28 protein-coding genes, 1 pseudogene and 1 riboswitch are annotated in these 25,527 nt (G+C 58.9%); of the genes and pseudogenes, 6 read left to right on the plus strand and 23 right to left on the minus strand.

Annotation, left to right across the window (positions count from 1 at the left end):
* The first annotated feature begins 124 nt into the window (after positions 1 to 124).
* Positions 125 to 1,573 carry an OmpP1/FadL family transporter gene (locus ACN9MU_RS11645; RefSeq protein ID WP_426322489.1) on the plus strand — a complete coding sequence of 483 codons (1,449 nt, stop codon included), beginning with the start codon at positions 125 to 127 and terminating at the stop codon, positions 1,571 to 1,573.
* A gap of 45 nt (positions 1,574 to 1,618) precedes the next feature.
* Here ACN9MU_RS11645 and ACN9MU_RS11650 read toward each other — a convergent pair whose 3' ends face one another.
* Positions 1,619 to 2,842: an NADH:flavin oxidoreductase/NADH oxidase family protein gene (locus ACN9MU_RS11650; RefSeq protein ID WP_426322491.1), complete on the minus strand. Its 1,224-nt coding sequence runs from the start codon at positions 2,840 to 2,842 to the stop codon at positions 1,619 to 1,621.
* Positions 2,843 to 2,975: 133 nt separating this feature from the next.
* Here ACN9MU_RS11650 and ACN9MU_RS11655 point away from each other — a divergent pair, with 133 nt between their 5' ends.
* Positions 2,976 to 3,407 (plus strand): MerR family transcriptional regulator, encoded by a 432-nt coding sequence (locus tag ACN9MU_RS11655; RefSeq protein ID WP_426322493.1) that lies wholly within the window; start codon positions 2,976 to 2,978, stop codon positions 3,405 to 3,407.
* Between the two features lie 45 nt (positions 3,408 to 3,452).
* On the opposite strand, the gene ACN9MU_RS11660 is transcribed toward ACN9MU_RS11655, so the two are convergent.
* From ACN9MU_RS11660 to ACN9MU_RS11710, 11 genes are all read right to left on the minus strand, one after another.
* Positions 3,453 to 3,779 carry a hypothetical protein gene (locus ACN9MU_RS11660; protein ID WP_426322495.1) on the minus strand — a complete coding sequence of 109 codons (327 nt, stop codon included), beginning with the start codon at positions 3,777 to 3,779 and terminating at the stop codon, positions 3,453 to 3,455.
* Between the two features lie 41 nt (positions 3,780 to 3,820).
* A riboswitch (SAM-I-IV-variant riboswitch) is annotated at positions 3,821 to 3,923 on the minus strand.
* 115 nt (positions 3,924 to 4,038) lie between these two features.
* Positions 4,039 to 4,683 carry a GNAT family N-acetyltransferase gene (locus ACN9MU_RS11665; protein ID WP_426322497.1) on the minus strand — a complete coding sequence of 215 codons (645 nt, stop codon included), beginning with the start codon at positions 4,681 to 4,683 and terminating at the stop codon, positions 4,039 to 4,041.
* 646 nt (positions 4,684 to 5,329) lie between these two features.
* Positions 5,330 to 5,596: a hypothetical protein gene (locus ACN9MU_RS11670; RefSeq protein ID WP_426344618.1), complete on the minus strand. Its 267-nt coding sequence runs from the start codon at positions 5,594 to 5,596 to the stop codon at positions 5,330 to 5,332.
* Positions 5,597 to 5,614: 18 nt separating this feature from the next.
* Positions 5,615 to 5,974 carry a helix-hairpin-helix domain-containing protein gene (locus tag ACN9MU_RS11675; protein WP_426344619.1) on the minus strand — a complete coding sequence of 120 codons (360 nt, stop codon included), beginning with the start codon at positions 5,972 to 5,974 and terminating at the stop codon, positions 5,615 to 5,617.
* A gap of 289 nt (positions 5,975 to 6,263) precedes the next feature.
* Positions 6,264 to 6,995 (minus strand): ATP-grasp domain-containing protein, encoded by a 732-nt coding sequence (locus tag ACN9MU_RS11680; RefSeq protein ID WP_426344620.1) that lies wholly within the window; start codon positions 6,993 to 6,995, stop codon positions 6,264 to 6,266.
* Positions 6,996 to 7,321: 326 nt separating this feature from the next.
* On the minus strand, positions 7,322 to 7,609 hold the full coding sequence (locus ACN9MU_RS11685; protein WP_426322502.1) for a barstar family protein: 288 nt from the start codon (positions 7,607 to 7,609) through the stop codon (positions 7,322 to 7,324).
* Between the two features lie 127 nt (positions 7,610 to 7,736).
* A complete protein-coding gene (locus tag ACN9MU_RS11690; protein ID WP_426322504.1) occupies positions 7,737 to 8,144 on the minus strand; it encodes a hypothetical protein in 408 nt (135 codons plus the stop codon).
* An 84-nt stretch (positions 8,145 to 8,228) separates the two neighbouring features.
* Positions 8,229 to 8,615, minus strand: a complete 387-nt coding sequence (locus tag ACN9MU_RS11695) for a hypothetical protein (RefSeq protein ID WP_426322506.1) — start codon at positions 8,613 to 8,615, stop codon at positions 8,229 to 8,231.
* A 389-nt stretch (positions 8,616 to 9,004) separates the two neighbouring features.
* Positions 9,005 to 9,412 carry a hypothetical protein gene (locus ACN9MU_RS11700; protein WP_426322508.1) on the minus strand — a complete coding sequence of 136 codons (408 nt, stop codon included), beginning with the start codon at positions 9,410 to 9,412 and terminating at the stop codon, positions 9,005 to 9,007.
* A gap of 513 nt (positions 9,413 to 9,925) precedes the next feature.
* On the minus strand, positions 9,926 to 10,393 hold the full coding sequence (locus ACN9MU_RS11705; RefSeq protein ID WP_426170774.1) for a hypothetical protein: 468 nt from the start codon (positions 10,391 to 10,393) through the stop codon (positions 9,926 to 9,928).
* Between the two features lie 17 nt (positions 10,394 to 10,410).
* A complete protein-coding gene (locus ACN9MU_RS11710; protein WP_426170776.1) occupies positions 10,411 to 10,779 on the minus strand; it encodes a transposase in 369 nt (122 codons plus the stop codon).
* Positions 10,780 to 11,423: 644 nt separating this feature from the next.
* Between ACN9MU_RS11710 and tnpB the strand changes: the two genes are divergently transcribed.
* The 3 genes from tnpB to ACN9MU_RS11725 are packed head-to-tail and all read left to right on the plus strand — an operon-like array spanning position 11,424 to position 12,746.
* Entirely contained in the window at positions 11,424 to 11,774 is a 351-nt protein-coding gene (gene tnpB, locus ACN9MU_RS11715; protein ID WP_426170777.1) for an IS66 family insertion sequence element accessory protein TnpB, read from the plus strand.
* Positions 11,726 to 12,277 (plus strand): transposase domain-containing protein, encoded by a 552-nt coding sequence (locus tag ACN9MU_RS11720; RefSeq protein WP_426170778.1) that lies wholly within the window; start codon positions 11,726 to 11,728, stop codon positions 12,275 to 12,277. The genes tnpB and ACN9MU_RS11720 overlap by 49 nt, the downstream gene beginning before the upstream one ends.
* Positions 12,246 to 12,746: a hypothetical protein gene (locus tag ACN9MU_RS11725; RefSeq protein WP_426170780.1), complete on the plus strand. Its 501-nt coding sequence runs from the start codon at positions 12,246 to 12,248 to the stop codon at positions 12,744 to 12,746. Before ACN9MU_RS11720 ends, ACN9MU_RS11725 begins: the two co-directional genes overlap by 32 nt.
* 418 nt (positions 12,747 to 13,164) lie before the next feature.
* Here ACN9MU_RS11725 and ACN9MU_RS11730 read toward each other — a convergent pair.
* The 5 genes and pseudogenes from ACN9MU_RS11730 to ACN9MU_RS11750 form a co-directional block, all read right to left on the minus strand.
* Positions 13,165 to 13,560: pseudogene (locus ACN9MU_RS11730) on the minus strand (IS66 family transposase).
* 2 nt (positions 13,561 to 13,562) lie between these two features.
* Entirely contained in the window at positions 13,563 to 13,850 is a 288-nt protein-coding gene (locus ACN9MU_RS11735) for a hypothetical protein (RefSeq protein ID WP_426344621.1), read from the minus strand.
* Between the two features lie 103 nt (positions 13,851 to 13,953).
* Positions 13,954 to 14,334 (minus strand): hypothetical protein, encoded by a 381-nt coding sequence (locus ACN9MU_RS11740; RefSeq protein WP_426322511.1) that lies wholly within the window; start codon positions 14,332 to 14,334, stop codon positions 13,954 to 13,956.
* A gap of 24 nt (positions 14,335 to 14,358) precedes the next feature.
* Positions 14,359 to 14,877, minus strand: coding sequence for a hypothetical protein (locus tag ACN9MU_RS11745; protein WP_426170784.1), 519 nt, complete (start codon positions 14,875 to 14,877; stop codon positions 14,359 to 14,361).
* Positions 14,878 to 15,237: 360 nt separating this feature from the next.
* Positions 15,238 to 15,555, minus strand: coding sequence for a hypothetical protein (locus ACN9MU_RS11750; protein WP_426170785.1), 318 nt, complete (start codon positions 15,553 to 15,555; stop codon positions 15,238 to 15,240).
* An 824-nt stretch (positions 15,556 to 16,379) separates the two neighbouring features.
* On the opposite strand from ACN9MU_RS11750, the gene ACN9MU_RS11755 reads away from it, so the two are divergent.
* Complete coding sequence (locus ACN9MU_RS11755) at positions 16,380 to 18,683, plus strand: alpha-amylase family glycosyl hydrolase (protein WP_426344622.1); 2,304 nt, start codon at positions 16,380 to 16,382, stop codon at positions 18,681 to 18,683.
* Between the two features lie 46 nt (positions 18,684 to 18,729).
* Here the strand turns inward: ACN9MU_RS11755 and ACN9MU_RS11760 are convergent, their stop codons facing one another.
* The 6 genes from ACN9MU_RS11760 to ACN9MU_RS11785 all read right to left on the minus strand — a co-directional run bounded on the left by ACN9MU_RS11760 (position 18,730) and on the right by ACN9MU_RS11785 (position 25,511).
* Positions 18,730 to 19,080, minus strand: coding sequence for a hypothetical protein (locus tag ACN9MU_RS11760; RefSeq protein ID WP_426344623.1), 351 nt, complete (start codon positions 19,078 to 19,080; stop codon positions 18,730 to 18,732).
* 15 nt (positions 19,081 to 19,095) lie between these two features.
* The gene (locus ACN9MU_RS11765) at positions 19,096 to 19,455 is read right to left on the minus strand and encodes a hypothetical protein (RefSeq protein ID WP_426337372.1); all 360 of its coding nucleotides are present in this window, start codon (positions 19,453 to 19,455) and stop codon (positions 19,096 to 19,098) included.
* Positions 19,456 to 19,467: 12 nt separating this feature from the next.
* Positions 19,468 to 20,394, minus strand: coding sequence for an NAD(P)H-hydrate dehydratase (locus ACN9MU_RS11770; protein WP_426170792.1), 927 nt, complete (start codon positions 20,392 to 20,394; stop codon positions 19,468 to 19,470).
* Positions 20,391 to 21,155, minus strand: coding sequence for a histidine phosphatase family protein (locus tag ACN9MU_RS11775; RefSeq protein ID WP_426170793.1), 765 nt, complete (start codon positions 21,153 to 21,155; stop codon positions 20,391 to 20,393). The genes ACN9MU_RS11770 and ACN9MU_RS11775 overlap by 4 nt, the downstream gene beginning before the upstream one ends.
* Positions 21,156 to 21,370: 215 nt before the next feature.
* On the minus strand, positions 21,371 to 24,910 hold the full coding sequence (locus ACN9MU_RS11780) for a pectinesterase family protein (protein WP_426344624.1): 3,540 nt from the start codon (positions 24,908 to 24,910) through the stop codon (positions 21,371 to 21,373).
* A 31-nt stretch (positions 24,911 to 24,941) separates the two neighbouring features.
* Positions 24,942 to 25,511, minus strand: coding sequence for a PEP-CTERM sorting domain-containing protein (locus ACN9MU_RS11785; protein WP_426344625.1), 570 nt, complete (start codon positions 25,509 to 25,511; stop codon positions 24,942 to 24,944).
* Between the last annotated feature and the right edge of the window lie 16 nt (positions 25,512 to 25,527).

Genomic DNA, 25,527 nt, shown 5'->3' on the forward strand with positions numbered 1-25,527 from the left:
TTTCTTAAACTATTTTCAATTAAAAAGCACCGTCGTACGGTTTTGGTGTAGACTGCGGTGCCCTCGCGCATTTCTTATGACGCAAGGTTGAACATATATCAATAACGAACAGCCGAGACCTACCTTGAACCCAAAATACCTCTCCCTGATGGTTGCTGCCGCCCTGTCGGCCGCCGCAATGAACGCAAACGCATCCGGTTACCGCTTCGGTTCCCAGTCCGTGTCCGGCCAGGGCACTGCGGATTCCAACACCGCTGAAGCTGCCGATGCTTCCACCATTTTCGCCAATCCAGCCGGCCTGTCCCGTCTGGAAGGCACCCAATTCTCCGGCGGCATCACCGCCGTGGTACCGCACTCGACCTACGACGACCAGGGCTCGCAGCGTTACGGCAAGGTCGGCTCGACCGGCGGCGCAGCGCATCAGGATGACTACGCTCCAAGCGCGGTGGCGGCTCCTTCCTTGTACATCTCCCACAAGCTGAACGACAAGTGGGCGTTGGGCTTCGGCGCCTTCGTTCCTTACGGCGCGAAGCTGGACTATGACAACAACTGGGCCGGCCGCTACGCGCTGACCAGCATCGACCTGAAGTCGGTGACCCTGAACCCATCCGTCTCGTTCAAGCTGGACGAGCGTCACTCCTTCGGCTTCGGTATCGATGCCGAGTTCATGAAGGCCGAGCTGGGCCAGGGCGTTGACGTGCCAGGCTCCATCATGTTCCTGAGCGCCAACGCTGCCACGAACCCTGAGATTGCAGCGCGCCGCACGGCCCTGTTGCAAACGATCGTCGCCAAAGGCGGCAGCCTGGCCGCACTGGCAGCTGCCAAAGACGGCCACGCAACCATGGACGGCAAGGACTGGGGCGTTGGCTTCAACCTGGGCTACATGTTCAACCTGAACAAGGACACCCGCTTCGGCCTGTCCTACCGTTCCTCGATCCACCACAAGCTGAAAGGCGACGCGGTATGGGACTTCTCCACCGTGACCACCGACCCGGTTGTGAACGCGGTTCTGCAAGCTTCCTCGCGCAAGAAGAACTCGCCAGCCCTGGTTGACATCAAGACCCCGGAAACCCTGTCGGCCAACGTATTCTCGCAGATCGACGACAAGCTGGCTCTGATGGCTGACCTGACCTGGTCCCGTCACTCCCGCATGAAAGACCTGCATATCGAGTTCGTCGGCACCGGCGAAGGCGATGAAGTGATCCGCCAGCAGTGGAAAAACACCATGCGCGCATCGCTGGGCATGAACTACAAGCTGAATGACGCCTGGATGCTGCGCGCCGGTGTGGCAATCGACGAATCCCCAGTGGAAAAAGCATCCCTGCGCCATCCAGCACTGCCTGATTCGGACCGCAAGCAGCTCTCCTTCGGTGCAAACTGGAAGGTAACGGCTAATTCGTCGATCGACCTGGCTTACAGCTACCTGAAGTTCGACGACGCGTCGTCCACTTACCAAAACCAGTGCAGCACCCTGGCTCCTGCCGGCACCTGCACCGGCAACGGCGAAACCACCGTCGGCACCTGGAGGACCCACATGTCGCTGGTTGGCCTGTCGTACAACTACAAGTTCTAATCCTCCCCGGATGAACCGAGAAGCCGGCGCTTGCGCCGGCTTTTTTCATGTTTGAGTCCACTGGCGGTATCGAAAATTCCCGATCGTGGTGGCCCATTGCTGCTGCAACAGCGCGAGAGCGGGTGCCACGTTGGGGTTGGCCGGCTTGCCACGGCTCAGGCGGCGCAGCTGGTGCTTCACCATCGCCATGTAGGTCACCGAAGCGAGCACCTTGTTCTTCCAGGTGATGGCGCGCAGCAGGGGCGCCTGCGCCTTGTCCGTGCGCCAGGCATTGGGCAGTTGCGGGTCGAGTGCGAGTGCGGTGCCGATGCCCGCCATGTCGATGCCGCTGGCCAGTACTTGTTCGACGACTGCAAAGCGGCGGATGCCGCCGGTGACCATGACCGGCATGCGCGCCACCGACCGGATGTCCTTCGCAAATTCAAGGAAATAAGCTTCGCGCGCCAGCGTACGTCCATCGCGCGCCTCACCCTGCATGGCCGGCGCCTCGTAGCTGCCGCCCGAGAGTTCGATCAGGTCCACGCCTAGCGGGTTGAGTATCCCGACCACCTTCTTCGCATCGTCGGTACTGAAGCCGCCGCGCTGGAAGTCGGCCGAATTAAGCTTCACGGCAACCGCGAAACTGCTGCCCACCACAGCGCGCACGCCTTTGACGATGTCGATCAGCAGGCGGGCACGGTTTTCGAGCGAGCCGCCCCAGCGGTCATCGCGCTTGTTGGTGATAGGGGAGAGGAATTGGCTGAGCAGGTATCCATGCGCCGCATGGATTTGCACCCCATTGAAGCCGAACCCCTCAGCCAGTTGCGCGGCCTTGATGAAACGCTCCTTCACTTCGGCGATATCTCCCTCCGTCATCGCGCGCGAGGCTGCGAACTGCTTCGAAAAACTCCCCAGATCCATCGCCACAGCGGAAGGCGCGATGGTCGGCTGCCCCAGGGCGGCCGGCATCTGCCGGCCCGGGTGATTAAGCTGCAGCCAGATGTGGGCGCCATGGGCTTGCGCAGTTGCCGCCCAATCCTGGAAGCGGTCGCTGTGCAGCCAGGAATCCAGCACAACGCCGCCCGGCCCGGTCATGGCGCGCCGGTCGACCATGACGTTGCCGGTTATGAGCAGGCCCGCGCCACCTTCAGCCCAGGCGCGGTAAAGCCGGATCAACTGGGCGGAAGGAGCATGGTCCTTGTCCGCCATATTCTCTTCCATGGCGGCTTTGGCGATGCGATTCGGGATGACTGCGCCATTGGGCAGTGCCAGTGATTCGAAAGGGTTCATCGAGGAGTCCAGTGAGTTGCGATGGCTCCACCTTAGGATTAAAGTTCACTTGAAGGTCAAGCATTTATTCCGGTCATTGACCTTCAAGTGGGCTTTAAGCTTATAGTGATGCCGTGAACGGCGGGTGGACACTATGAAAATTGGGGAACTGGCCCGGCAAACAGGCTTGGCTGCATCGGCGATACGCTTCTATGAATCGAAAGGGTTGTTGAAGGTAGGGAGCCGGCAATCGAACGGTTACCGCGAATACCCGGAGGAAGCGGTAATGGTGCTGAAGATCATCAGCGATGCCCAGCATGCGGGCTTCTCGCTCGAAGAAATCGCCCAGTTGTTGCCGGACGAGGCTTCGACGTGGAAGCACGATGAATTGCTTGCGGCCTTGCGCAAGAAGATCGCCGACATCGAGGTGCTGGAACAGCGCCTGGCGCGCAGCAAATCCGAACTCCAGTCGCTGGTGGAACTGATTGATTCAAAGCCCGCAGACGTTGGCTGCAAGGAGAATGCCGAACGGGTGATAGCCGCCATGGAAGGGCGCAGGCGATCGACGCTGCCGAAGCAGCCCTGAGCTGGCTCCGTCTTCCGGCAACCAATGTACCGTTTGACTTTCGAATCAGCGTTGCGCCGCGTCGCTGTCAAAGTGGAGCATGTGCTCGACATGCACCTTGATCTCGCCATTCAGGCTGGCCAGTTCCGAGCGCAGCTCACGCGCCGATTCATCGCCAATGCCTTTCACGGTAATACAGTGATCGTAGCAGCCTGCGCGGCGCGAGATAACCCATTTCTCGATTTGGGCGTTTGAGTTTTTCAGCGTGGCTTCCAGCTGGCCCGCAACGGGTTCGTTGGTTCCCAGCGAGAGATGGAACGTGTGGGTCATGCGGAACTGGTTGCGCCAGGCGCTGAGGTCCAGGGAGGAAGCAGGGGAGGTGTGAGTTGTCATGGTTTCTCCTGAGAGCTTGGCCCGATTCGGAGCAAACCATGTCGCACCCGCTTCGTTGCCGTTAATAGGCCGCATCGCCGTGATGGCTTCCACCTTGCCCGGGGAGGCAGGTTGGCGTCGAAAATTCGACTCTTGATGCTGATTAGTTGATAACAAACGTCGCTAAACGAATTTCGTTATACAGAACTTGCGTTCAATATAGCGGAATTTCTTTGGTTGAGCAACAAATCATTGTAGTGGTGAGCAAAGCACTAATATTTCACCTGCCAGCCGCTGGTAGAACTGCAGTAGACCACGGAGAAATGACGCTCCAGCCAAGGCGGGTATAGAGCGCCCGACCATCCTCGGTCGCCACGAGCAGCCGTTCGGTTACGCCGGCTTCGGTCGCGAGGGCATCGAGCGAGTGCATGACGACACTTCCCAGGCCGCGGCGTCGATGGGATTCTGCGGTTTCGATCTGGTCGAAAATGGCGGTCTGGCCGTGCAGCACAATACGGCCCGACGCTGCCAATTCCTGGCTTTCGTGAAGCACTCGCACAACGTGCGCGCCGTGTTGGGTTTCGACAGTTTTCCGGTAACCCGGAGGCATCGCCACTTTGATGTTTGGCTGCGAAGGTCCGGCCATGAGGTAGCCGCGCCCTTCAACACTCCAATGCGCTGGCAATGCACGCCGCAAGTCCTCCGGTTCGACAGGGGCCTTGAGGAAAATGAATGGATCCCGTATGCGATCCGCGCATGCTTGAAGTGCTTGCCCCGCATCGGCAAACACGTAGCGCCGCAATTGCGCCGGCATGCCGACTTCAACGACCAGGCCACCATCATAGGGCACTGGCAAAGGCACGCCGCGCGACAAGCTCCAGCCCATAAGCCAGCGTTCGATCAGCGCAAGGTCGATATTCTTCAAGCCGGTTTCTCCGATTGAGATCAGGACGTTAGCCTAACATCAAACGCGCGCCGTTGCTTGGAGCCTCGCCGCCCAACCGCCGCCTTTGCAGTGGCAAGGCAAATTCCAGATCAATCGGGGGTAGGCAAGGGGCGGGTCAGCGCGCGTTCATTTGGCCTCGCAGAAGCTGTTGCCCGGACTGTCTCCTGGCACGTATCGAAGTTGCTCGATGTCGCGAATTTTCAAGTAGGGCCCTTCTTGCCGATCGCTGTATCCAACCAGGATGACGCATGCGTCTTGCCTGAGAACGCTGTATAGCTCGTAGAAGTGGCCAGCTTTCGGCTGGAAACTGGAGGTGATGCGGCAGGCGTAATCGCCTTTGGTAAGGTAGGCCGTAAACGTGAGCTGGCGATCCGCAGATAACTGCAAGGGATTTTCAAGCCGCCGAACGCGCCTGGCGAACGGCAGGTGTTCGGGTCGTCATAGATGACAAGACCGGAGATCGCAGCGGAGCCACCAACGGCAACCTGAAGTTGTGCAGTCCTTCCTTCAGTGGGAGAAACGAAGTCTGGAACAGGGCTGTACTGCGCGGCTGCCGGCAAAGCTACAGCCATCAGCCCAACTAGAGCGAAGTGAGTGAAGTTGAACACGAAATGAGACTTTGATGTCACGAGCGACGCACAAGGCGTGAAAAATAACCCAGATCATCCCATGCAGCTGCGCCAGAAACGATTGCCTGGGCAAGCTCGGGAGCCAAAGCGTCCGCTCCGATTTGGCCCATAAGACTGAGCATACTCACTTGGTATCCCGCCACTATTTCAGCGCGTCGCTCCGGACTATGCCCAGACCACACGTAACCCTTGTCGTTGTACATTGCCGCTATATCGAGAACGTCGATCAGTTCTTTCTTTAAATCTGAGATTTCGTCGGCCATAAAAATTAACTGGTCAAATCAATCGGCTGCCGGAACGCACAGCTTCGAGGAAGAAGACAATGTCAGGGGCTCACCAGCGGCGACTGCTGGCAAATTGCCGTATTTTTGTTTGCGCAGTTCGGTGAAATGCCACCAAGGCTTGGGCGCACCCCCGCCCAGGAAATCAGTCACCGACATGAATACGTCCAGAACGCATGGGTCATGACGCGTGCCCGTGACGACGCAGAGGGATTCGTAAAGGTGAAGTGGGTCAGCACCAGCCAATTGGGCGGGCTCACTAAAACCTAGCAACTCGAAGTCGTGTGCCGCAGCTGGACCGATGTTGGGAAGGTCGGTGAAGCGCCGGACTTTTTCTCGAATGACTTTTTGAGGGTTCATGATTGAACGTGTAGCGTGCAGGCAGTCCAGTTCACTGCAAATTGGGAGATTCGGACGACGTCATACTATTCAAAGAGAGGAAGATGTTAGTCCTTAACTTCGTCGCGGCGAAGATCAGAGGCACAGCCTCGAAGCCAGCTACGTACATCGCAAAAATGTGCCGACGCGCCCCAGCGGCGGAGTATCGTCCCTGTTTCCTAGAGGTTTGGAATTTCTATGATGCCCTGAAAGGGTTCGCACAACAATTTGTATGCGAACGACCGCGCCGCCAATTCAGTTTCGAGTTCCATCACTTCGAAGTCTTCGTTCGGAAGTCTTCCCAGCGAGCCTCAATGATTGAGCTGTAAGGCAAAGAAGGGAGTCCATAGCAGCCAAGTGAAAATCCCTCATTGACCTCAACCAAGATTGTTTCGCCGCTTTCAGTTACGGCGAAGTCGATCCCATAACCTGACGGCGAATCTGCATAGGCAAGGACCGCGGACTCAATGAGCTTGAAGTCCGGGAATGCCCGGAAGTCCCCCTTGTAGTGGCGGCATCCAACGATGGTCCCTCTCAGTACAAAGACGCGATACTCAGAAATCATTGAAACGGGTTCTGAGCAAATAACAGGATAGCCGCCCGGTAGCGATGCGGTTATAGCCAGGTCCCGATAGTTGGTGACGACTTTTCCGGCGAAGAGCTTTCTATCGTTGGGGAGCGGCTTGATAAAAATGCTGCCGCCTCGATCCACAATGCTTCTCACCTCGCCCATCGAGCCTTCCCAGGTACGGCGCCCGGCGAATGAAGAAATTGACTCAGGGATTGAAACTAATCCAGGAGGGGTAATGCCAAGGCGTGTCAAGGCGCTCACTACTACTGGGATACCGCCAACGACTATGGTCTCGTCATCAAGCTCTTTGGAACTGAGCTCTTCGAACTCAAAGAACTCAATAAAGTATCCCTTCTCGGTAAAGCCGAGAAAGGCAGTTAGAACATTGATATTCGCAAATTCGCCGCGATGCTTTTGAATGAGGGCTTTCATTTGGCTGCGCCTAACGAGGCTGTATAAAAAAACGGTTCACAAGCGACACCTCGCGCGCCCCATGATCTTCACCAGCGATTCTGGTTGCAAAAACAGTCATGACGGCAGTTTGCCCTATGGCCGCCCTTTATGGCAAGCGCAATACACGGCCCCCTGGAAACGGCAGGTTTGCAACGATACAGGCCTTTATTTTCCCTACCCGTGCAGCGCCAACTTCCAGGAGTTCATCTAGTTTTCGTGGCGCGCTGGAGTCATGCCCATACCGTGCGAATCACTGGCGGATGAAGCGTAGCGCGTAAGCTGCCCAGTTGATTACAAATAGAAGGTTAGGTAAATGTAATCGTTGATGCCGATCGAGGAAACTCCTCTGCCATCTCTTGAAGACACGTCAGTAAATGCTTCGCCTCGTTCGGTAGCCGCGCAGAAAAGATCTTCCAGTTCTCGAATTCGAGCAATTCCGGCATTTCAACCAGTCCAGTGATCGCGTCCCAGAAGGCATTCCAATTGCAGCCATACCAGCCAGGGAAATCCAGACGTTCCATCAGTAAGTGGTGAAGCTCGCGAGCATCGCTCACTGTGCCAAGATCAATTGATATTTTCGATAGCCGTGCCATAGAATGCCTGAGTGTGCGATAACCTGCGGCTGGAGCGCAAAGCGCAAGTCCGCTTGCCGTGGTAGCGGAAAACGCCCATGCATTAACAAGCGCGTTTTGCGCGTCCGTTTGGATGCAGCGTTCGGCATTAATCCCACCAAACCGCCAGTGCTGTCTTGCCAGATTCGCCGAGCAGTGCCTCGGGTGCGCCGAAATCCTCAGCCGCACCGATTTCATCAGGCTCGAGCGCAGAGAGTTCCGAGGCCAAGTCTTCAGCCGCTATTCTGCCGACCACGATGACAGTGTCCGAGAACGGCCAGCAGTCGTCTCCAGGATCTACCTCCGCAATTTGAGCGAAGACGGCATCTACATCCTCTCGCTCACTAAGGCGTGCAAAAGTCGCACGAAAAGCCTCGATGCCAGGATGATCCAGAAGATTGCAGCCAATCGAGCCGAGATCATCGTTCCCGTCAAAAAATACGTCGATAGGAACGAGTTGCGGCTCGTGCTCTGAACTAAGCTTTTCAACTAATGCGTTGCGTTTTTCAGTATTCATGATTATTCGAATTTGGGCCAAAGCAGACGTTCAGCGGCGCCGTCGGGCGCCCCGCTGGATTGAATGGTTGGGAAGTACGCCCAACTATGAGGCATTCCATGGCTTCATGATTTGACCGTTCCAGGGCGTAAAAAGGTAACCCGATGAAGCATCCTGTAAAGCGCCTTGGGCCTCCATCAGCGAGTTGATTTCGTCCATAGCCGCATCCAGATCGGAAATAAAGAGTTCGAATCGAGATCCGCACTTAGACAGGAATTGTTCGTGCTCCGATCCTTGGCCTATTTCCTTTGCCTCCAGCAAAACATGAGGAAGTTGGACAAGCGTGATCTTAAACTCCTGTGATCCAAGCCTTTTCGCGAATAGCGAGCCCCCGCTCGATCTCACGTCGAAGTCGTATTTCGTAAGTTCTTGCTCCGCTTGCTGGAGTGAGGACGAACCTTCGGGAAAGAAGATAAGGCATGTGCTATTCAATGTTTGCGCTCCTACGTGCGTGCTAATCGACGGCTTGAGCGCGCAACCCGCAAGCTATCCGATTGGCTTTAAGGTTTGGCATTTGCGTCCACCCGCTTGAGCCGAAAAAATTTACGAAGCACCCACAGGATAAGGCCAAGCAGGACAAAGAACGACGCTTGCAACGAGTACACTTGAACCGTTGAAGGGCAGCCCCAAGCGCAGACTGATATATTGAGCGCAGCGGAAAAAGCTAGCGCGGCGATCAGTACAGCCAGTATAAGGAAGTGCTGCACCTTCGTCATGGGCGTCCTAGTAGCCACCGGCCGCCGCAGCGCGCAGCGATGCAGCGGTTCGGTGGACGGAATTGTCGGGTAAGAAACTCAACAAAGATTGGTGCGCGCAGTTGCTCACGGCGCCTTGGATACGCAACGGAACTCAAGGGAGAACGCTGCGCTTCTCGCAAAGCCGGAATTTGTCTCGTCGGCCTTAATCGTTTCCACAGCCTTCCCATCCTTCGAGCAGAAGGCATTTGCTTCAGCATACACCTCACCTTTAACACCGATAGGTGGGCCAAACCCGACCTGCGGGCTTTTCTTCGCAATCAGGAATGTGTCTTTTTCCATTTGCACGACACCCGTACTCGCGCATCCCGCCAACAGTACTACGAAAAACAAACCAAGCAGTTTCGAACAATTCTCCTTCTCTCCTCGTCCTACTACATTAAATCGCGGCGCAACGAGTGCGATAACGGCGGCTGAAGTGCTCAGTGCGTAAGCCGTCCGTTTGATTGAAAGGTCGGGCAAATGGGGACGCATCAAATTCCCCTCACTTGCACGAGTCCGAAGTTCATAAGCAGTTCGTCAGGGATGAAACCAATTTCGCATCGAACGCACCAATAACCCTTTACGAAGCCCATCGCCGGCACCAGTTCCGTCGCAGGATCCTTCCAGTCAAATTCAGTCGGCAAAGCATGAAGCTTGCGCGTGACATGATCCTCGGATTTACAACGAGGGCAACTTACTCTGTCCGGAATAGAATGCAACGGTTTCGTCATTCTTCAGTTGGCCCAACGAATGTAAGGGCCTTCCCCCGTCCCACATGCGCAGCCAGGTACTTGCTGCAAGCACCTGCGGTCTAAAGATTTGGAAGTCCTCCTCATCATTGGTCCACAAGGGGGAGTTATGAATAAGATTAGCACTTTAGCAGCAAATGGGAATGGCGAAAACGTTCTGACTGTGATCGGCATCGATCTGGCATGCAGGCTTATACCGCATGCCGAACCTATTGATGAACCCGTTGTACTCTCGGGGGCGTCCATATCTGAATTGTTAGGCCGCAGGCTGTGATGCCAGCCAAACGGTTTGTCGGCGTCTGAGCATGCCATGGCAATATGGACAGCTTTGAAGCGGCAGTTCATTGAACTCGTCCCAGACCTTCTGTGGGTCTACGCTGGTCCCCGCGTACGATACGCTGTCGGGCGTTGCGGATGCTCCGCATCGTCTATCGCAGTGTTCGCAGATGACGTCTTCGTAGTGGACGCGATAGTAGCGACCGTCAAGGCGAAGCATGGGAACGACGAGCCAGCCAATATGGTGAGGTTTGTGAACGAGTCCAAGGTGAGCGACGTGGAACTGGCCGTACTCATCGAGCCATCTCTTGATCCAGTCTGGAATGGGCAATGCGATATCTCCCAGTGCCGCATCCCTAATAATCTCTGACCAGGCTTCCAGCGATGGGAAGTGCACGATCTGGCCGTGAATGACTTCAGTGCGAATGCGTGGATCAGCAATTTCCATGTGCTGTGCTCTACGGCCTAACGAGGCTGTAGAAATATCCCTTTTCGGCGCGAGTTTGCGCAAACCTCAGGGATTTCTGCCAGCAGCTCAGTTGATTTTTTAATCATTCCGCCAGTTTGCCGCAAACTGCCAGTTTCAGGCAAGTAAAGGCAGTTGGCTTCAGCCCTTTTAGCGTTTCTTAGGCCGCGTATCCGTTCCTTGCCAGCTTTTCGATATTGTGAACCTAGGCAGTAGAGATGCCATTGAGTGTTCACCTTTGCCTGGCTTCGCAACGTAAAGCGGTCAAGCCGCTTGTTGTAGCGCAGGTTAGCGAAGACCGGCTCCATGGTGGCCATGCGCCGACTATACAAAGCGCGGCCACGTGGTGTATCGATTGCCTGTCGCATGGGCTGCACGTAGGTGAGTGGTGACGCCTGCCCTTCCTGAAGAAGGCCACTTGGCGAACCTGCGTGCGCTGCGGATGGCGCGCAGCTTTGCTTGGCGCCTGTGAATTTGTGATGCTGACGGCCGTTGGCAGTGCAGTTCGTGCCACTGCGGTAAAGGTGCTCACCTGCCGGGTAAATGCAGCTCTTGGTTTTTCCATCGAGCTGAAAGTCGGCCGGTCGGAAATGTATGGTGCGCTTTGGCAGCGAGGCACCGCGCTTGTCGTAAAGCGGTAAGCGTCCAGCCCTACCACCTGTAATTTCTTGTTGAACGGTTCAATACTCCTGTCTTTTTTGGAGACGGGAATGTCGGGACAAGACAACAGCAACTGTGGCAAGAGCGGTTAGATGCGGGGCGAGTCAGCGGCGAATCGATGCGTAGTTTTGCAGCTCGCCAAGGCTGGGCGCCCGCGCCAAATAGCATGGTGGAAGAAGCGCTTGGCAGAAGCAGCGGCCTGAACCCATGCCGCTGTTGCCGGTAAAAGTGAAGGCGATAGTGGCAAGCGGCCCGATTCGCCTGTCTGCCCGAATTGGTCGCTCGATTTGCCCAACACCACGCCAGCAGCGTAGTTGGCAGAATTGCTGCGCAGTCTGTGATGCAGTTGCAGGTGAACGCGGTCCGACTGGCCACACAGCCGGTCGATATTCGTGCCGGAATTGACCGGCTGTCGCTGCATGTGCAGCAAGCGCTGGGCAGGGCTCCTTGCGATGGCACGGCCTACGTCTTTGCCAACCGGCGCCACACGCGCCTGAAGGTAGTGTGCTGGGATGCCAACTGCGTGTGGATGTGCGTGCGGCGCCAGCATCATGGCCAGTTCGTTTGGCCGCAAGCCGGTGACACCAGTTGGGAGCTGACGGCCGAACAATGGCAATGGCTGATGGCCGGTGTGGACTGGCAGCGCTTGTCGAGTTGGCCTACTACCGCCGCATTTGGTTTGGCAAGAAGAGCGAAGCCTTGACCGGTGAGCAGCGCGAGCTGTTTGAGGAAACGGTCGATGCCGATCTGGCGGAATTGTCCAACGGTTCCGCCGCAACCGTGACGCGTGATTTCATGGTCCAAGTGTTGGGCGGCAGCGATTGCGGCACGCCGACTGGGCTGAATCCGTATGTCTGCTATCTGAACGATACGTCGGCCATGACGGTGCAGGTGGATGTGTCGGCCACGGCGACGCCGCTGGCGCCGATCGTTGCCGGTGCGTCGATCGTGATTCCTGGCGTGCAAGTGCAGGCGGACGTCAGTGAGCTGTCGATGGAGGCGTGGCTGCAGCAGTTGAGCCAGTCCCTGGCTGGATCTTGCTGGCGCAGATGGCGCAGTTGTCCGGTCCGCAAGGCTGATCGCCTGCTGACACCAGGTAGTCCGCAGGCCGTCAGGCTCGCGGGCTGCCGAGATTGGGATAAAATAATTGCATGTTGGAAATTTGTGGGGCGCTGTGAAGAAAAATCTGAAGCAAAGAGTGAGTAGGTGGAAGCGTTGTGTAGCCGTCGTGATAACGATTGGTGCATGCGACGTATATGCCGTGGAAAGTGGATATGTCGGACGAGATTACAGCAAGCTTTATACAGAATGCGAAGTGTTGCAGACCGGCATGGTGGTCAACGGCGGGTCGCAATTCCACATTGCGCAATGCAAGGCTTCGCAGGGGCCAAGTGGCAAGCTCCGCATCTGGAGAGTGGATTCGCTGCCGGTGAAAGGCAGGGAGGTGGTAATCGTGACTGCCGAGGTTGTCTTGCCTTGGCGGAAGGTTCGGCCGGTTGAGTATCAATTCGTTGATTGTAAGCTGAAGGGACAGCAAGATTATCAGGTCGCCGGTTTCGTTCATCCATATGACCGCCGCTGGAGTAATGCGCTTTATTACTTCGATCCGGCCCGCTCCGACCTCAAACAGATTCCCTCTTCTGCGATTGCGGACTGTATTTTCCCTGAAGGGTAAGTCAGTGGGCCGCGACTTCGGTGAATCATGAAGTCCGCAACGACGCTTCCAGTTGCACTTCGCTGCTTGAGTAGTTGTCGGGAGAACTCAAGGAAAAAGCCTGCAAGGCGCGAACCTTGCAGTTTTTTTGTCAGCTGTGAGGCTGTTGGCTATTACATCATGCCGTCCATGCCACCCATACCGCCTATGCCGCCGGCTGGCTTGTCTTCTACGACTTCGGGTAGGCGTCCAGCGAAGCCACCTGTTCGGTGGAGTTAAGCTGGCGTAGAGTTCGGGAATGGCAGCAACGAATCGATCTGGCTGTTCGCGCACGTCGGGAGACATTCCAATATGCTAGCCAGCCAATGCAGCGATTGAGACCATTGAGCCTGGCGGTGCCGAGCAAAGTCTGGATGGCGGCAGCGCGTCGGCCGGCGCGCTACGAGCCGGCGAAGAACCAGTTTTTCTTGCCGATGGCAATCGGGTGGACCGTATTCTCGATTGCGTTGTTGTCGATCGGGGGCGTGCCCGAGTCGGCGTAACGCACCAATGTTGGCCAGCGCTTGAGCGAATGCTCAATGGCTTTGCCAGTACCGCTGCCGGTGGCCACGACCTTCTGCATGCTCACCAGCCACGCGTGCAGCGCCCCCAGCGCAGGCTATGCATGCTCTTGCCGCATCCGCAGGCGTTCGTCGGCGTTCATGTTTTTAGCTTGCTGCTCAATGGCATACAGGGCGGCGATGCGCTGCAGTGCTTCCGCAGCTACTGGGCTGCCATTGGCAGCGGAGGCAGTCCAGTTGACTGCATTGTTGGGCAAAGCATCGCTAAGCTTCAAAGCTAGATCCTTGAGAGGAATTCAAGGCCACCTATACGATGTCCGGTGAGGACCTCGACGATGACAGTACCAAAATGGGGGTGTTCAAGAACGACATTTGTTTCGAACTGCCATTCTGCACCAGCAGCATGTGCATTTTGCGCTGAGATGTAGCGAACGTATGCTGCGCTTTCCCAGGCGCCGGCCCCGCAGTCTTCCAGCGCGTGCGGAAGCCACGGGTATTCCGGCGCTTGAACCCTTGCAATCGCAGCTAGAATTTGCGGCGTGAATCCACAGCTCAAATCAGCCATGTCATTTCCTTTGCGGCCCAACGTTGGACGTAACCGGCCGCAGCAGCGCGCAGCGATGCGGAGGTCCGGTTGACGGAATTGTTGGGCGATTTTAGGCAAGTGCTCACTTGGGGTTGATCCAGTGACGAATAGCTTTCCCGCTGTGACTTACCATGATGTAGGTTTGGCCACCGAACCGGCTTTGGCAACACCCGACCTCCCAACCTTCCTCATTAATTTGCAACGTAAATGCAGGCTTCCAACGCAAGGAATTGGCATTTGCGTATTCACGAGCAATCACCAACGCGAGCGCGGGTTCTAGTCTGTCCGATTCGTCTAGGACCCGCCCATTCTCGCCGTTGATCCGAGTGATCGATTCATTCTCAGCTTGAACTTGCCACTCACCTGCATCGAAGCCAATAAAAAATGGCGGTCGCCATGCCCAGCTTCGATCCTTTGCGGTGGCGCAAGCAGTCCTAAACACTTCGATTTCATCAATGGTCATGGCTGAAGGGCGCAACCGTCGAGCTCAGTGGCGACGCTGTGAAGCAGCGGCATCCACTGGGGCGTCAGGTTCGGCAGGTTGAAAAAGCCACGGCTCGCCTTTTGTGCAGCCAAGCATCAGGCGCCTTTGAGTAAACAAAAAACGGTTTACGCGAGAACGTAGGTCACCAATTCGGAAGGACCAAACAGGTCTTTCGCAAATGCGCAGGCTCCATTGATCATTTGTGCCGTAGAACCCGAAATTCAGCTCAAGCTCGGCCGGGCTTTCAACATCTTGAAGGAACCCGAAGTAGTCAGGAGTCGACACGATGTCTCGGACTCTTCCCTCGTCGTCAATCAGATGAAACCAAGTTCTCACGCCGTCAAAGTAGTCGTAGTTTGTAACAAAAATGGTGAAGGCGCCGCACAAAAACTGTGCGGCAATCTCATCTCCATCGACCACCACCCAGGTTGGTTTTCCATCGCGAACCAACCGGCGTTTGAACGCTCTGAAAGGGTACCAAGCGGGAAGCACTTGAAGTGAATATCGTTCAATCGGTTTCATGCGAATTTCTACGCCGAATGTGGCGCTAACCGGCGGCTGGAGGGCGCAGCGCGTAAGTCGTTCGGTTGAGCTAGATGTTGGACACGCGCGTGAACTGGCCGAGAAGGCTCAGACGATAGCGTGTCTGCGAATGCGCCAACACGAACGGGCGCAAAACGCGCATGCTGGCCCCTGCCACCGACCTGGGAGCAGCCAGCGGCCCAAACGCCACCGATAGCCACGGAGGCCGAGCAGTGGGCCTTGGAGCCAAGCGGAGAGGACGAAGCGTGCATCATGTTCACAGCGATGACCAACGTTCAAAGTAGCTGGCCTCAGGAACGGGCAGCGTGGAGGCAGTCCAGTTGACTGCAATGTTAGAGATTAGTCGGCAATCCCGTACAGGCCAAGTTGTTTCCATTTTGCGTATGACAGTACCGAGATCAGCTTATGCAAGAAGGCCTCTTCATCAGGGCGCAAGTCCAACGTGAGCAGGGGGAGCAATTGCGGAAGTGCCTGCTCGATCTCTGCGACAGAAAAAGCCTGATCTTCTAAAAGATTGGAGATCCGTTGAACGAATGAAGATTCGACTCGTTCAAGCAGACGCAATATGGCTGGAAGTTCGGCGAACTCAATTCCACCCACTATATCCGGCGCGTCCTTGACCTTGCTCCCTCGGCCAACTACCAAATCGTATGCCATTGGTGATCTTTAACGTGGTTGTTCAGCGGCGCCCTCAGGCATCCGCTGGAACTTGTGGTTGGGACGGCTGTCTTGCATCCGACTGGCATGGCCTGGATTCTGCCAAGAGCCCCTCGCTTCCGCCGACTCCCGCCAAACGGATCGCCTTGTGGCATTCCGGGCAAATAACGAAGTATTCGCTTTTCGCAGGATCGACCGTGGCTGACCCTCTGCGGAGAGTGAAGTTGGATTCATGAGACGCGCTTTGATCAAGTGGGCAAATAGTTTCAGCGCTCATAGAAGCTCCCAACGTGGTGCTAACCGGCGGCTGGAGCGCGCAGCGCGTAAGCCGTCCGGTTGAGCTAGATGTTGGACACGCGCGTGAACTGGCCGCGAAGGACCAACCGACAGCGTGTCCGCGAATGCGCCCGCACGAACGCGAGCAAACCGCGCGTGCAGGCCCCTGCCACCAAGCTGAGAACTGCCAGCGGCCCAATTGCCAGAAGTAAGAGCTGAAGCCTGCATCATGTTCAAAGCGATGACCAACGTAAAGTCGACGTCAAATTGACGTTTTAATAAATTTCATAATGCCGTTTATTGGCAATTTATGCAATGCCAAGCCCGAGGTTTTGGCAATCTGCGCGCATAAAACCTCCCAAAGTTAGATAAAAACCGTCGATGGGTAGGCTTCGAAGGCAACTACGGCTTAAGGCGAGCAAAAAAGATGGGTGTAGTTGAATTACGTCACGCCAATTCAGCTTGGTTGAGTAAACAAGAGCTAAGGCGCAAAATCGATTCGCTGTTACGTAGTAGAAGTACATAAGCCAATAAAATAGGGAGACTATATGAAAGTTCGCCGTGCCCTCGGGTTGGCGACGTTGGGCTGCGCCATGCTTGGCAGTCCGCTCGTCGTTCGAGCCGCAATCAATGCCAACAATCTCGGCGCCGCCTATGACGCCACGAAATCCAGCATCAACTTCAAGATCTACTCCAGCCGTGCCACCCGCATTGACCTGTACCTGTATGGCGCCGCCACCGGCCAGCAGGAAAAAGTAAGCTTGCCGATGACCCTCGGCACGGGAGGCATCTGGAGCCTGAACGTCACCAGCAGCCAACTGGCCGGCTACGGCATCACCGGTACCGTCTACTATGGCTACCGCGCCTGGGGACCGAACTGGCCCTATAACGCGACATGGACCAAGGGCTCATCAGCCGGGTTCATTGCGGACGTCGACGCCAATGGCAACCGCTTCAATCCTAACAAGCTGTTGACCGATCCCTATGCGCTGGAAATCAGCCATGATCCGACCACGTCCACAATGAGCAACGGCACGATCTACGCCAGCGGCGCGCTTTACCGCAACATCGACAGCGGCAGCAGTGCTCCGAAAGGCATCGTGCTGCAGGGCGATGCCCAATCGATCGGCACCAAGCCCACGCGCGCTTTCAAGGACGATATCGTGTACGAAGCCCATGTGCGAGGGCTGACGAAGAACGACAGCAGCATCTCGGCCACCTATCGCGGCACCTACAAAGGCGCGGGGTTGAAAGCGCCATATCTCGCAAGCCTTGGCGTGACCGCAGTCGAATTCCTGCCGGTGCAGGAAACCCAGAATGACACGAACGATGCCGATCCAAATTCAAACACGGGCGACAACTACTGGGGCTATATGACCCTGAACTACTTTGCGCCGGATCGTCGTTACAGCTACGACCGGACGGCCGGCGGCCCGACCCGCGAGTTCAAGGAAATGGTGAAAGCCTTCCACGACAACGGCATCAAGGTGTATATCGACGTGGTCTATAACCACACGGGCGAGGGCGGCCAGTGGAATGCCGGCGACAAGACCACCTACAACATCTATGGCATGCGCGGGCTCGATAACCCAACCTATTATTCGCTGACCAGCGACTTCCAGAATTCCTGGGACAACACCGGCGTGGGCGGCAACTACAACACGCGCAACATGGTGGCGCAGAACCTGATCGTCGATTCGCTGGCTTACTGGCGCGACAAGCTGGGCGTTGACGGCTTCCGCTACGACCTGGCTTCGGTGCTGGGCAACACTTGCCAGCATGGCTGCTACAACTTCGACAAAATGGATAGCGGCAATGCGCTCAACCGCATCGTGGCGGAGCTGCCGGCACGCGCGGCCGCTGGAGGCAGCGGTGTTGACCACATCGCAGAACCATGGGCAATCGGCGGCAACTCTTACCAGGTTGGCGGCTTCCCGACTGGCTGGGCGGAATGGAACGGCATCTACCGCGATGTGATCCGGCAGGACCAGAACAAGATGGGGCAGGTGGCCATCACCCCCGGCACGCTGGCCACGCGTTTTGCGGGTTCCAGCGACTTGTATGGCGACGATGGACGCAAGCCCTGGCATTCGGTGAACTTCATCACAGCCCATGACGGCTTCACGCTCAAGGATCTGTATAGCTGCAATTCGAAGAACAATACCCAGGCCTGGCCTTATGGCCCAAGCGATGGTGGCGAGGACAATAACAACAGCTGGGACCAGGGTGGCGTTGCGGGCGACCAGCGCAAGGCCGCGCGCAACGGCATGGCGTTGATGTTGTTGTCGGGTGGCGTGCCGATGATGGTGGGCGGTGACGAGTCGCTTCGCAGCGTCAACTGCAACAATAATCCCTACAACCTGGACTCCGTCGCCACGTGGCAGAACTGGAGCTGGACTGCGGACCAGTCCAATTTCGAGTCCTTTACCAAAGGCCTGGTCGCGTTCCGCAAAGAGCACCCTGCGCTGCGTCCTGCGAATTTCTATTCTTCGACGGACGGCAACGGCAACGTGATGGAGCAACTGCGCTGGTTCAAACCGGATGGTGCAGTGGCCGATGCGACGTACTTCAATGACAGCAATAACCACGCGATTGCCTGGCGCATCGACGGCAGTGAGTTTGGCGACAGCGCTTCCGCCGTCTATGTTGCCTACAACGGCTGGAGCGGCAATGTGAACTACACGCTGCCGTGGCCGGGTACGGGCAAGAGCTGGTACCGCGTGACCGACACTTGCACCTGGGCCGAAGGCCCCGGCCAGGTTCGCACGCCAGGCGCGGAAGACTTCATCGGCGGCGAAAACTATGTCTACGGCGTTTGTGGCCGCGGCTTGCTGCTGCTGATTGCGAAGTAGAAAGCTTGGATGGGTAAAACGCCGACGCTGTGACGCCGGCGTTTCACTATCGGCCTGGTTGCAGGCCGCTGGGCGGCGTTGACGTCCCCGGTGTGTTGGCCGGGCTGGTCGCAGGCGCCGCGCCGCTGGCGGGGGCCGTTGGCTGCGTGCCTTGGGTAGCGGCGCTGCCGCCGCTGGCGCCGCTGGTCGAGTTGCCGGCGCCGGTGGCAGGCGGGCTGGGGAGCGCGGCTGCTGGCGCTGGTGCGGTACCGGTGCCGCCAGTATCCGGCGTGGTCTGGGTTCCGATGCCTGTTGGCGGGTTGGCAGGGCTTTCGGCGTTATGTTTGCTGCAGGCCGGGAGGACGGCTGCAAGCAGGGCGCCCAGCATCAGGGCGCCCGCATGGCGGAGAATCGGCATGGCAGGGCCTCCGCTCTAATAAGTTGGGCGTCGATCGCGCTGCATGTCCTTCTGGTCTGTCTTGTCGGGCACGGTGGACGGCGGCTGGGCGGCGCCTGTGGTGCCTTGCGTGCCGCTGGTCCCGCTGGTTCCTGGCGTGGCTCCGCTTGCTGGCGTTGTCGTGGTGTCTGGTGCTGGCGTCGTGGAGTCGGACGGTGGCGTGGTTGGCGTCACGGGTGCCGGGGCAGGGGTTGCCGGCGGCGGCGTTGGCGTTGTTGTTTCTGGCGAAGTTACCGGCGCAGGCGTCGTGTCTTCCGTGCGGTTTTTGCAGCCGGCCAGGCCGGCGGCCAGGACTGCGCCCAGCAACAGGGCGCCTGCTTTGCTCATGGTGTTCATCTTGAATCTCCTTTATTGGGCAGCCAGCACCCGCAACAATGCCGGTACTTCGGCTGCAATTTCACGCGCCAGGTAGCCCAGTGGGCCGCAACGCAGCGCCAGTTGCTCGCCGGCGGCCGCGTGCAGCACCACGCCCCAGGCCGCAGCCTGTTCCAGCGAAGCACCACGCGCCAGCAGCCCGGCGATGATGCCGGCCAGGGTATCCCCCGAACCGGAAATGGCCAGGCCGGCATTGCCGCCCTGGTGTTGCCACAGCTTGCCGTCCGGCGTCGCCAGCACCGTGGTAGCACCTTTCAGTGCGAGGACGGCATTCCAGCGGTCGGCAGCGGCTTGCGCGGCGCCATGCGGCTCCCGCTCGATATTGCCGCGCACACCGCCCGTCAGTCGCGCCAGTTCGCCGGCGTGGGGTGTCAGCAGTACAGGCGTGGAAAAACGGAAGTGCTCCCAATCGACTGCTTCGTCCAGCAAATGCGGCTCGCCACGCGGATGTACCGCGCACATGGCGATGGCATCGAGTACGATGGGAATGGCGCTGAAGCGCTGCAGCAGCTGGTGCACCAGTTCCACGCAGCTGGCTTCGTCCTCCATGCCGGGGCCGACCAGCAAGGCATCAGCCTTGCCGGCCAGTTCAGCGAGGCGGCGCGCGCTGTCGGCCTGGAAGCCGTGTGCCGCGGTTTCGCCCAGGCTGATCACGCGTGCTTCGGGGATGGCGGCGCCCACTTGCGGCGCCACGCTGGCAGCGGTAGCGATGGTCAGCTTGCCGGCACCGGCGCGCAGGGCCGCTTCGCCGGCGAGGATGGCGGCGCCGGGCATTTCCGCCGAGCCGGCAACCACCAGCACGTGGCCGCGCACCTCCTTGTCGCCATCGAAGCCGGGTTGCGGCAAGGGCCAATCGCGCAGCAGGGCGGGAGCCAGTTCGATCGGGGCGGCGTTGCTCATGGTTTCGGCGCGGCCGGGACGTCCGGCTTGTCGGTGACGGGGGTGCCGCTGTCTTTCAGCGGGGCGACGAAGTTTTCCAGCTCCAGCACCAGCTTGCCGCGTTTGCCCGCTTGCGGATCGAACTGGTAGGAGGTCACGCCGCAATTCGGCACATCGGCCGCGCGGTCGATGGCGAGAATGGTTTCCTCATCCAGCCGCTCGACCAGGTAGCGGAAGCAGTTCACGATCACCTGGTGGCCGATGATCAGCACGCGCTCGCGGCGGTATTCGCGGGTGATGGTGTCGAGCACACTGCGCAGGCGCAGGATCACATCGCACCAGCTCTCGCCACCGGGCGGTCGGAAGTAGAACTTGCCGACGTGTTTGCGCTGTGCCGCCAGGTCGGGGTATTTCTCAGAGATGCCCAGTGGTGTCAGGCGATCGGTAATGCCGAATTCCTTTTCGCGCAGGCGTTCATCGGAGACCACGGCCAGCATGTCCTCAGGGCCGAGGCATTGCAGCACCGCTTGCGCCGTCGCGCGGGCGCGCAGGTAAGGCGAGTACAGCACGACATTGGGCTGCTGCCCGGCGGGCAAGGCCGCGAACCATTGCGCCAGTGCGTCCGACTGGCGCATGCCCAGTTCGGAGAGGGGGACATCGACATCGCGCTCGGCAATGTCGATCAGCAACTCATTGGCAGCCGTGGCAGCATCACGCGCCACGTTGCCGGCACTCTGGCCGTGGCGCACAAGCCAGATCTGTTGCGGCCATTTTTGCTCCATCGCATACCTTTCGGTGGATAGCCAAAAGCCTATGGTAAGCGATGCGATGGCAGGGCGGCACACAATCCCCGCCAGCAAGAATTACAGCCGCGCCCGTGTCACACCCTGGGGTCACACCCCAAGTGTGACACGGGCTCAGCCAAGCCGTAGTCGAGGCCGTGTCACTTTCGGGGTGTGACCCCAAGGTGTGACACGGGCTCGGCTGGTGGGGCGGCTTAGGGGTTCCAGCCGGCGCCGTTGTTGTAGGCGGCGAAGAGTTGGGCGCGGGTGGCGAAGCCGGCAGCGACGTCGGTGGCGCTTAGCTGGTAGCCGCCGACGCGCGTGGCGAGGTTGAGTGGGGCGCCGGACAGGTCGGTGCTGCCGTACTCGCGCCAGCCGCTGCCGGCATTGGGCACGGCCGGGCTGGGCGCGGGTTGGCCGTTGACGCCGGCACCGGCCCAGCCGACTGGCGCAACGTGGCTATCCATCTGGCAGTTGATGAAGGCGATGTTGTCCCATACGCTTGCGTTGCCTGAACTGCGTGCCAGGTAGGTGGCGCCGTTTGGCACGTCGCCGTGCGCGGGGCCAGGGCCGGGGCCGTGCGTCAGGCGGCTGTTGAGGAAGACGTAGCCTTTGTCGCTGGCATTCGGCACGCGCGCTTGCAGGACATACCCGCCGCTGCTGGCGCTGGTAGTGTCGCCGACCGAGCGGATTTCGCTTTCTTCGAACAGGGCTGCGTGGCTGCCTCCCCAGATGAAGTCGACATTGCCCGCCACCAGCGTGCGGTAGAACCAGGACCAGCCTTTCAGGTTCAACGTGTCTTGTTCGCTGTAGAAGGCGGCGTCGCGCGCAATCAGCCGGCCGTTGTCGTTGTTGAAGTACAGCGTTTCCGCCTGTGCCGAGATGTTGGCGGCGCGCAGGGTGGTGTTGCGCAGGGTGAGGGTGTCGAGCAGCAGCATGTCCGAGGTTTCCACCAGCATGACGGAACGTCCACCCCCAGCAGTGGCGCTGGTGCCTGGAGCCTGGCTGGCGCCGGTGCCGGGATTGAGGGTGTCGTGGTTGGTGTATTGGATTACCGTGCCGTCGCGGCTTTCACCGCGCAGGGTGACGTTGTCCTTGCCCCGCAGGTAGAGCAGTTCGTTGTAGCTGCCGTTGCGGACCGTGACCGTGGCTGGCGTGACCTTGTCCACGTTCTGCATCAGGAAGTTCAGCGCTCCCTGGACGGTGGCGAAGTCGCTGCCGGCATCGGCTCCGACCACCAGGTCCGGGCCCGCCGGAGCCGCAGCCTTTGTCGTGAAGGACCAGTTACCCAGCTTGCCGATGCCGACGAAGGGTGTACCACCCAGCGTGGCGCCATTGAATACGCCGTTCGCTATCGCAACGTAGTATTCGGTTGCGTAAACGAGCTTGCCGTTGTGCGGCTTGATTGTCACGACGTTGCCGTTGATCGTAATCGGATGGGTATTTACCTTGCGTACTGCCGCCTGGCCGGGGTAGCCCAGTTCATCGCTCTCGCCGGACAGCTTGATCACATCGACCAGCGCATCGTCCATCTTGCGGAAGATGCGGATGGTGCCGCTGCTGCCCAGTGATGGCGTGCTGTCGAATGCCAGGCGCAGGCTGGCGTCCACCTGGGCCTCGCCCTGTGCCGCAGCGGGAGAGGCGCGGTCGGCCAGGGTGTAGGTTTGCGTCGGTTGCACGAATTGCGCACCGATGGTGGCGCTGATCAACCGTACCAGCGTCGGGTCGCTGTCGCTGGTCACGCGCACCGTGGCGTTGCCGGCGCCGACCGGCGTCAGTGCCAGCGTGTTGCCGCTGATGCCGACTGCCAGCACCGCCGGGTTGCTGGAACTGGCGCTATAGCTGTCGGCCGATCCATCGGGCTTGACGGCGGTAACAGCCAATTGCAGCGGCGCGTCGCCCGCTTCGGCGGTGTAGCTCGTGGTGGCGGGATTGAGCGTCAGCTGCGCGGGCTTCAGGCTTGGGTCGCCAATCCGCACGTCGTCGATCTGGAAGGATTTGTTGGCGGTGTACAGGCCGACCAGCCCGCGCGCGCTGAAGGTAGTATCGGTCACGGAGCCAAGCGATTCGCCATCGAGATAGACCGTCAGCGTGCTGCCAATCATCTCAAAGCGCACGGTATAGAACACCGAATCCATATTGATTGGCTTGCGCACTTGCTTGGGGCGGGTCAGCGCGCCATTCAGCATCCTGGCGATTTCAACCTGGGTGCTGGTGTTGGCGTTCTGGACATTCAGGCCGGCGCCGTACCAGTTGCTGGCGTTGGTGTAGCGCGTAATCAGGTAGAGCTGCTTGTTGCCGGTGGTGCTGTTGGTTTGCGGCTTGATGCGCGCTTCGACAAAGTAGTCGCCGCTCGGCACATTGGCCATGGCGGCTGGCTTTAGCAGGGCCAGCACGCCGCCGGTCGTGGCGGCGGTGTACTGCATCAGCATATTCGTCGCGCCGACCGCTTCCGCCTTGACGCTGAAACTGCCGTTCGCGCCGGCCACGGGCAGCAAATCCCAGTTGGCGGAGGTGCCGGACTGGAAGTCGTCGCAGAAATACAGGCCGCTCGGCGGGCAGCTCAGGGTAAGGATCGGCGTGCCGCTGGTGTCGCCCGTGCCGCTGATGCTGATGGACAGCTTGCCGGCGCCGGCCTGCGCCAGCGCGTTGGCCTTCACCAGGGAGGTAGGGCGCACGCTGTAGGTATATGGCGGCGTCCACGTCACGTTATTGTTGATGGTGCATCCTCCAAGCAGGGTGCCGTTCAGCAGCGAGCCACTGTCCTTGAAGGCGCCGGTGGCGGCGCCGCCCGGATTGACCACGATATTGCTGCAGCCCTGGGCTCCGGTGATGTCGAACACGTTCGATTGCGACAGGATCCTGGAGTTGTAGCCGGCGCCGATGCTGTACAGGTTCGCATACACCGCGGCATCTCGGCTGCCGGTGAAATAGTTGTTAAACAGGTGGACCTGGCCGTAACGCACGCGCGGTGCGCGGCTGGACACGTTGCGGAAGACATTGTTGCTGAAAGTGACGCGCAGCTTGCCTTCGTCGGCTGTGGCGCCGTCGCCCGAACCGATCAGGTTGTTCTTGTGGTGCTCGCCGAACACGTTGTACGACACTGTCACGTAGTCGGATGCGTTGGTGATGTCGAGCGCCCCATCGTGGCATTGTTTCAGCTGGCCGTTTTCGATCGGCAGCAGGTTGTCCGTCATCGGAGCGTCAGTGAATGTATTGTGGTCGATCCAGACGTGGTCGGAGCCTGAAACGCCGATCGCGTCATAGGCCGAATTCCATGCACCATTGGCGCCGTCGTTCGGGTCCCACACCGGCCCCACGTCGCAGGGCGCAACGATCTTCAGGTTGCGGATGATGATTTGCGAGACGCCGACAAGCTGGATATGGCCGTTGACGATGCCTGCGCCGGCTCCAGCACCGACCAGGGTCGTATTGCTTTTCAAGCGGATCGCGCCGCGAATGGCCTGGTCGCCCGTGTTCGCGTAAGGCACGCCTTCAGTCATGTCGATCGTGCCGGTGATCTTGATGATCTTGGGATTGATGCCGCCGTTATTGATGGCGTTGACCAACTGGGCGCGATTGCTCACGCTGTAGATTTGCGAAGCGATGGCGGCTGAGCCGCCGGCGGTTCCGCCAGCTTGGCTTGCCCAGCCGTCGGCCGGGGCGGCGACGCGCGCCGGATCGTCGGCCGCCTGCGCGGGCAGGCATAACGCTGCAAGCAGGGCGAGCGCGATCCTGAAACCTTTGAGTTCCATAAGATTCTCCTTGGGGGAAAGGGGGACAGTGTCAGCTGCGTCGTGTGCGGCGGCGGCCTGCCGCCAGCGCGGCAAGGCCGCCCAGCATCAGTGCAGCGCTGCCCGGTTCCGGCACGGCGGTGGCATCCAGCTGGGCCGTGATGCTGGCAAATTCGGTCCAGGTGGTGCCGCTCAGGTCGATGTCGATCGAGTTGCCGTTGGCGCCCAGCGACAGGATGGGCAAGCCGCCGATGCCGCTGGCGTCAAGCAGTTTGAAGGCGGTCAACGGTGCAGCCAGGGTGCTGCCGAAGTCAAAGTGGAACTGGTATGTACCCGGCGTGACCGCGTTATTTGCGATCACGGTCAACAGGCCGCTGGCGTCGAAGTCGAAGCCGAACATGGCATCGGCGCTGAGGAATTCGACGCCGGTGCCGGTTGGATCAAGGGCGGTGGTGTTGGCGCCCGGTTCGGGTTGGAACAGGTGGTCAAGGCCGAGGATGGTGTCGGGCGAGCCGTTGTAGGTGGCGGTGATGACGGCATCCTGCAAAGGTAACGGTGCTGCGTGCGCAATTCCGGTGGCGAGTACGGCAGCCACCAATGTCTCCATTATGGTTTTTCTCATCGTGTGCTCCGGTGGG

Source organism: Pseudoduganella sp. R-32 (assembly GCF_049913245.1).
GTDB lineage: Bacteria > Pseudomonadota > Gammaproteobacteria > Burkholderiales > Burkholderiaceae_D > Rugamonas.

What these genes read in the sequence shown, in the direction of transcription:
- ACN9MU_RS11740 (WP_426322511.1), bottom strand. Translation starts at nt 14,334, where the DNA reads ATGACCATTGATGAAATCGAAGTGTTTAGGACTGCTTGCGCCACCGCA.
- ACN9MU_RS11655 (WP_426322493.1), top strand. Translation starts at nt 2,976, where the DNA reads ATGAAAATTGGGGAACTGGCCCGGCAAACAGGCTTGGCTGCATCGGCG.
- ACN9MU_RS11735 (WP_426344621.1), bottom strand. Translation starts at nt 13,850, where the DNA reads ATGGCTGATTTGAGCTGTGGATTCACGCCGCAAATTCTAGCTGCGATT.
- ACN9MU_RS11785 (WP_426344625.1), bottom strand. Translation starts at nt 25,511, where the DNA reads ATGAGAAAAACCATAATGGAGACATTGGTGGCTGCCGTACTCGCCACC.
- ACN9MU_RS11745 (WP_426170784.1), bottom strand. Translation starts at nt 14,877, where the DNA reads ATGAAACCGATTGAACGATATTCACTTCAAGTGCTTCCCGCTTGGTAC.
- ACN9MU_RS11650 (WP_426322491.1), bottom strand. Translation starts at nt 2,842, where the DNA reads ATGAACCCTTTCGAATCACTGGCACTGCCCAATGGCGCAGTCATCCCG.
- ACN9MU_RS11750 (WP_426170785.1), bottom strand. Translation starts at nt 15,555, where the DNA reads ATGGCATACGATTTGGTAGTTGGCCGAGGGAGCAAGGTCAAGGACGCG.
- ACN9MU_RS11660 (WP_426322495.1), bottom strand. Translation starts at nt 3,779, where the DNA reads ATGACAACTCACACCTCCCCTGCTTCCTCCCTGGACCTCAGCGCCTGG.
- ACN9MU_RS11765 (WP_426337372.1), bottom strand. Translation starts at nt 19,455, where the DNA reads ATGAACACCATGAGCAAAGCAGGCGCCCTGTTGCTGGGCGCAGTCCTG.
- ACN9MU_RS11780 (WP_426344624.1), bottom strand. Translation starts at nt 24,910, where the DNA reads ATGGAACTCAAAGGTTTCAGGATCGCGCTCGCCCTGCTTGCAGCGTTA.
- ACN9MU_RS11700 (WP_426322508.1), bottom strand. Translation starts at nt 9,412, where the DNA reads ATGCGTCCCCATTTGCCCGACCTTTCAATCAAACGGACGGCTTACGCA.
- ACN9MU_RS11680 (WP_426344620.1), bottom strand. Translation starts at nt 6,995, where the DNA reads ATGAAAGCCCTCATTCAAAAGCATCGCGGCGAATTTGCGAATATCAAT.
- ACN9MU_RS11755 (WP_426344622.1), top strand. Translation starts at nt 16,380, where the DNA reads ATGAAAGTTCGCCGTGCCCTCGGGTTGGCGACGTTGGGCTGCGCCATG.
- ACN9MU_RS11760 (WP_426344623.1), bottom strand. Translation starts at nt 19,080, where the DNA reads ATGCCGATTCTCCGCCATGCGGGCGCCCTGATGCTGGGCGCCCTGCTT.
- ACN9MU_RS11690 (WP_426322504.1), bottom strand. Translation starts at nt 8,144, where the DNA reads ATGAATACTGAAAAACGCAACGCATTAGTTGAAAAGCTTAGTTCAGAG.
- ACN9MU_RS11775 (WP_426170793.1), bottom strand. Translation starts at nt 21,155, where the DNA reads ATGGAGCAAAAATGGCCGCAACAGATCTGGCTTGTGCGCCACGGCCAG.
- ACN9MU_RS11670 (WP_426344618.1), bottom strand. Translation starts at nt 5,596, where the DNA reads ATGGCCGACGAAATCTCAGATTTAAAGAAAGAACTGATCGACGTTCTC.
- ACN9MU_RS11675 (WP_426344619.1), bottom strand. Translation starts at nt 5,974, where the DNA reads ATGAACCCTCAAAAAGTCATTCGAGAAAAAGTCCGGCGCTTCACCGAC.
- ACN9MU_RS11705 (WP_426170774.1), bottom strand. Translation starts at nt 10,393, where the DNA reads ATGGAAATTGCTGATCCACGCATTCGCACTGAAGTCATTCACGGCCAG.
- ACN9MU_RS11770 (WP_426170792.1), bottom strand. Translation starts at nt 20,394, where the DNA reads ATGAGCAACGCCGCCCCGATCGAACTGGCTCCCGCCCTGCTGCGCGAT.
- ACN9MU_RS11710 (WP_426170776.1), bottom strand. Translation starts at nt 10,779, where the DNA reads ATGCGACAGGCAATCGATACACCACGTGGCCGCGCTTTGTATAGTCGG.
- ACN9MU_RS11685 (WP_426322502.1), bottom strand. Translation starts at nt 7,609, where the DNA reads ATGGCACGGCTATCGAAAATATCAATTGATCTTGGCACAGTGAGCGAT.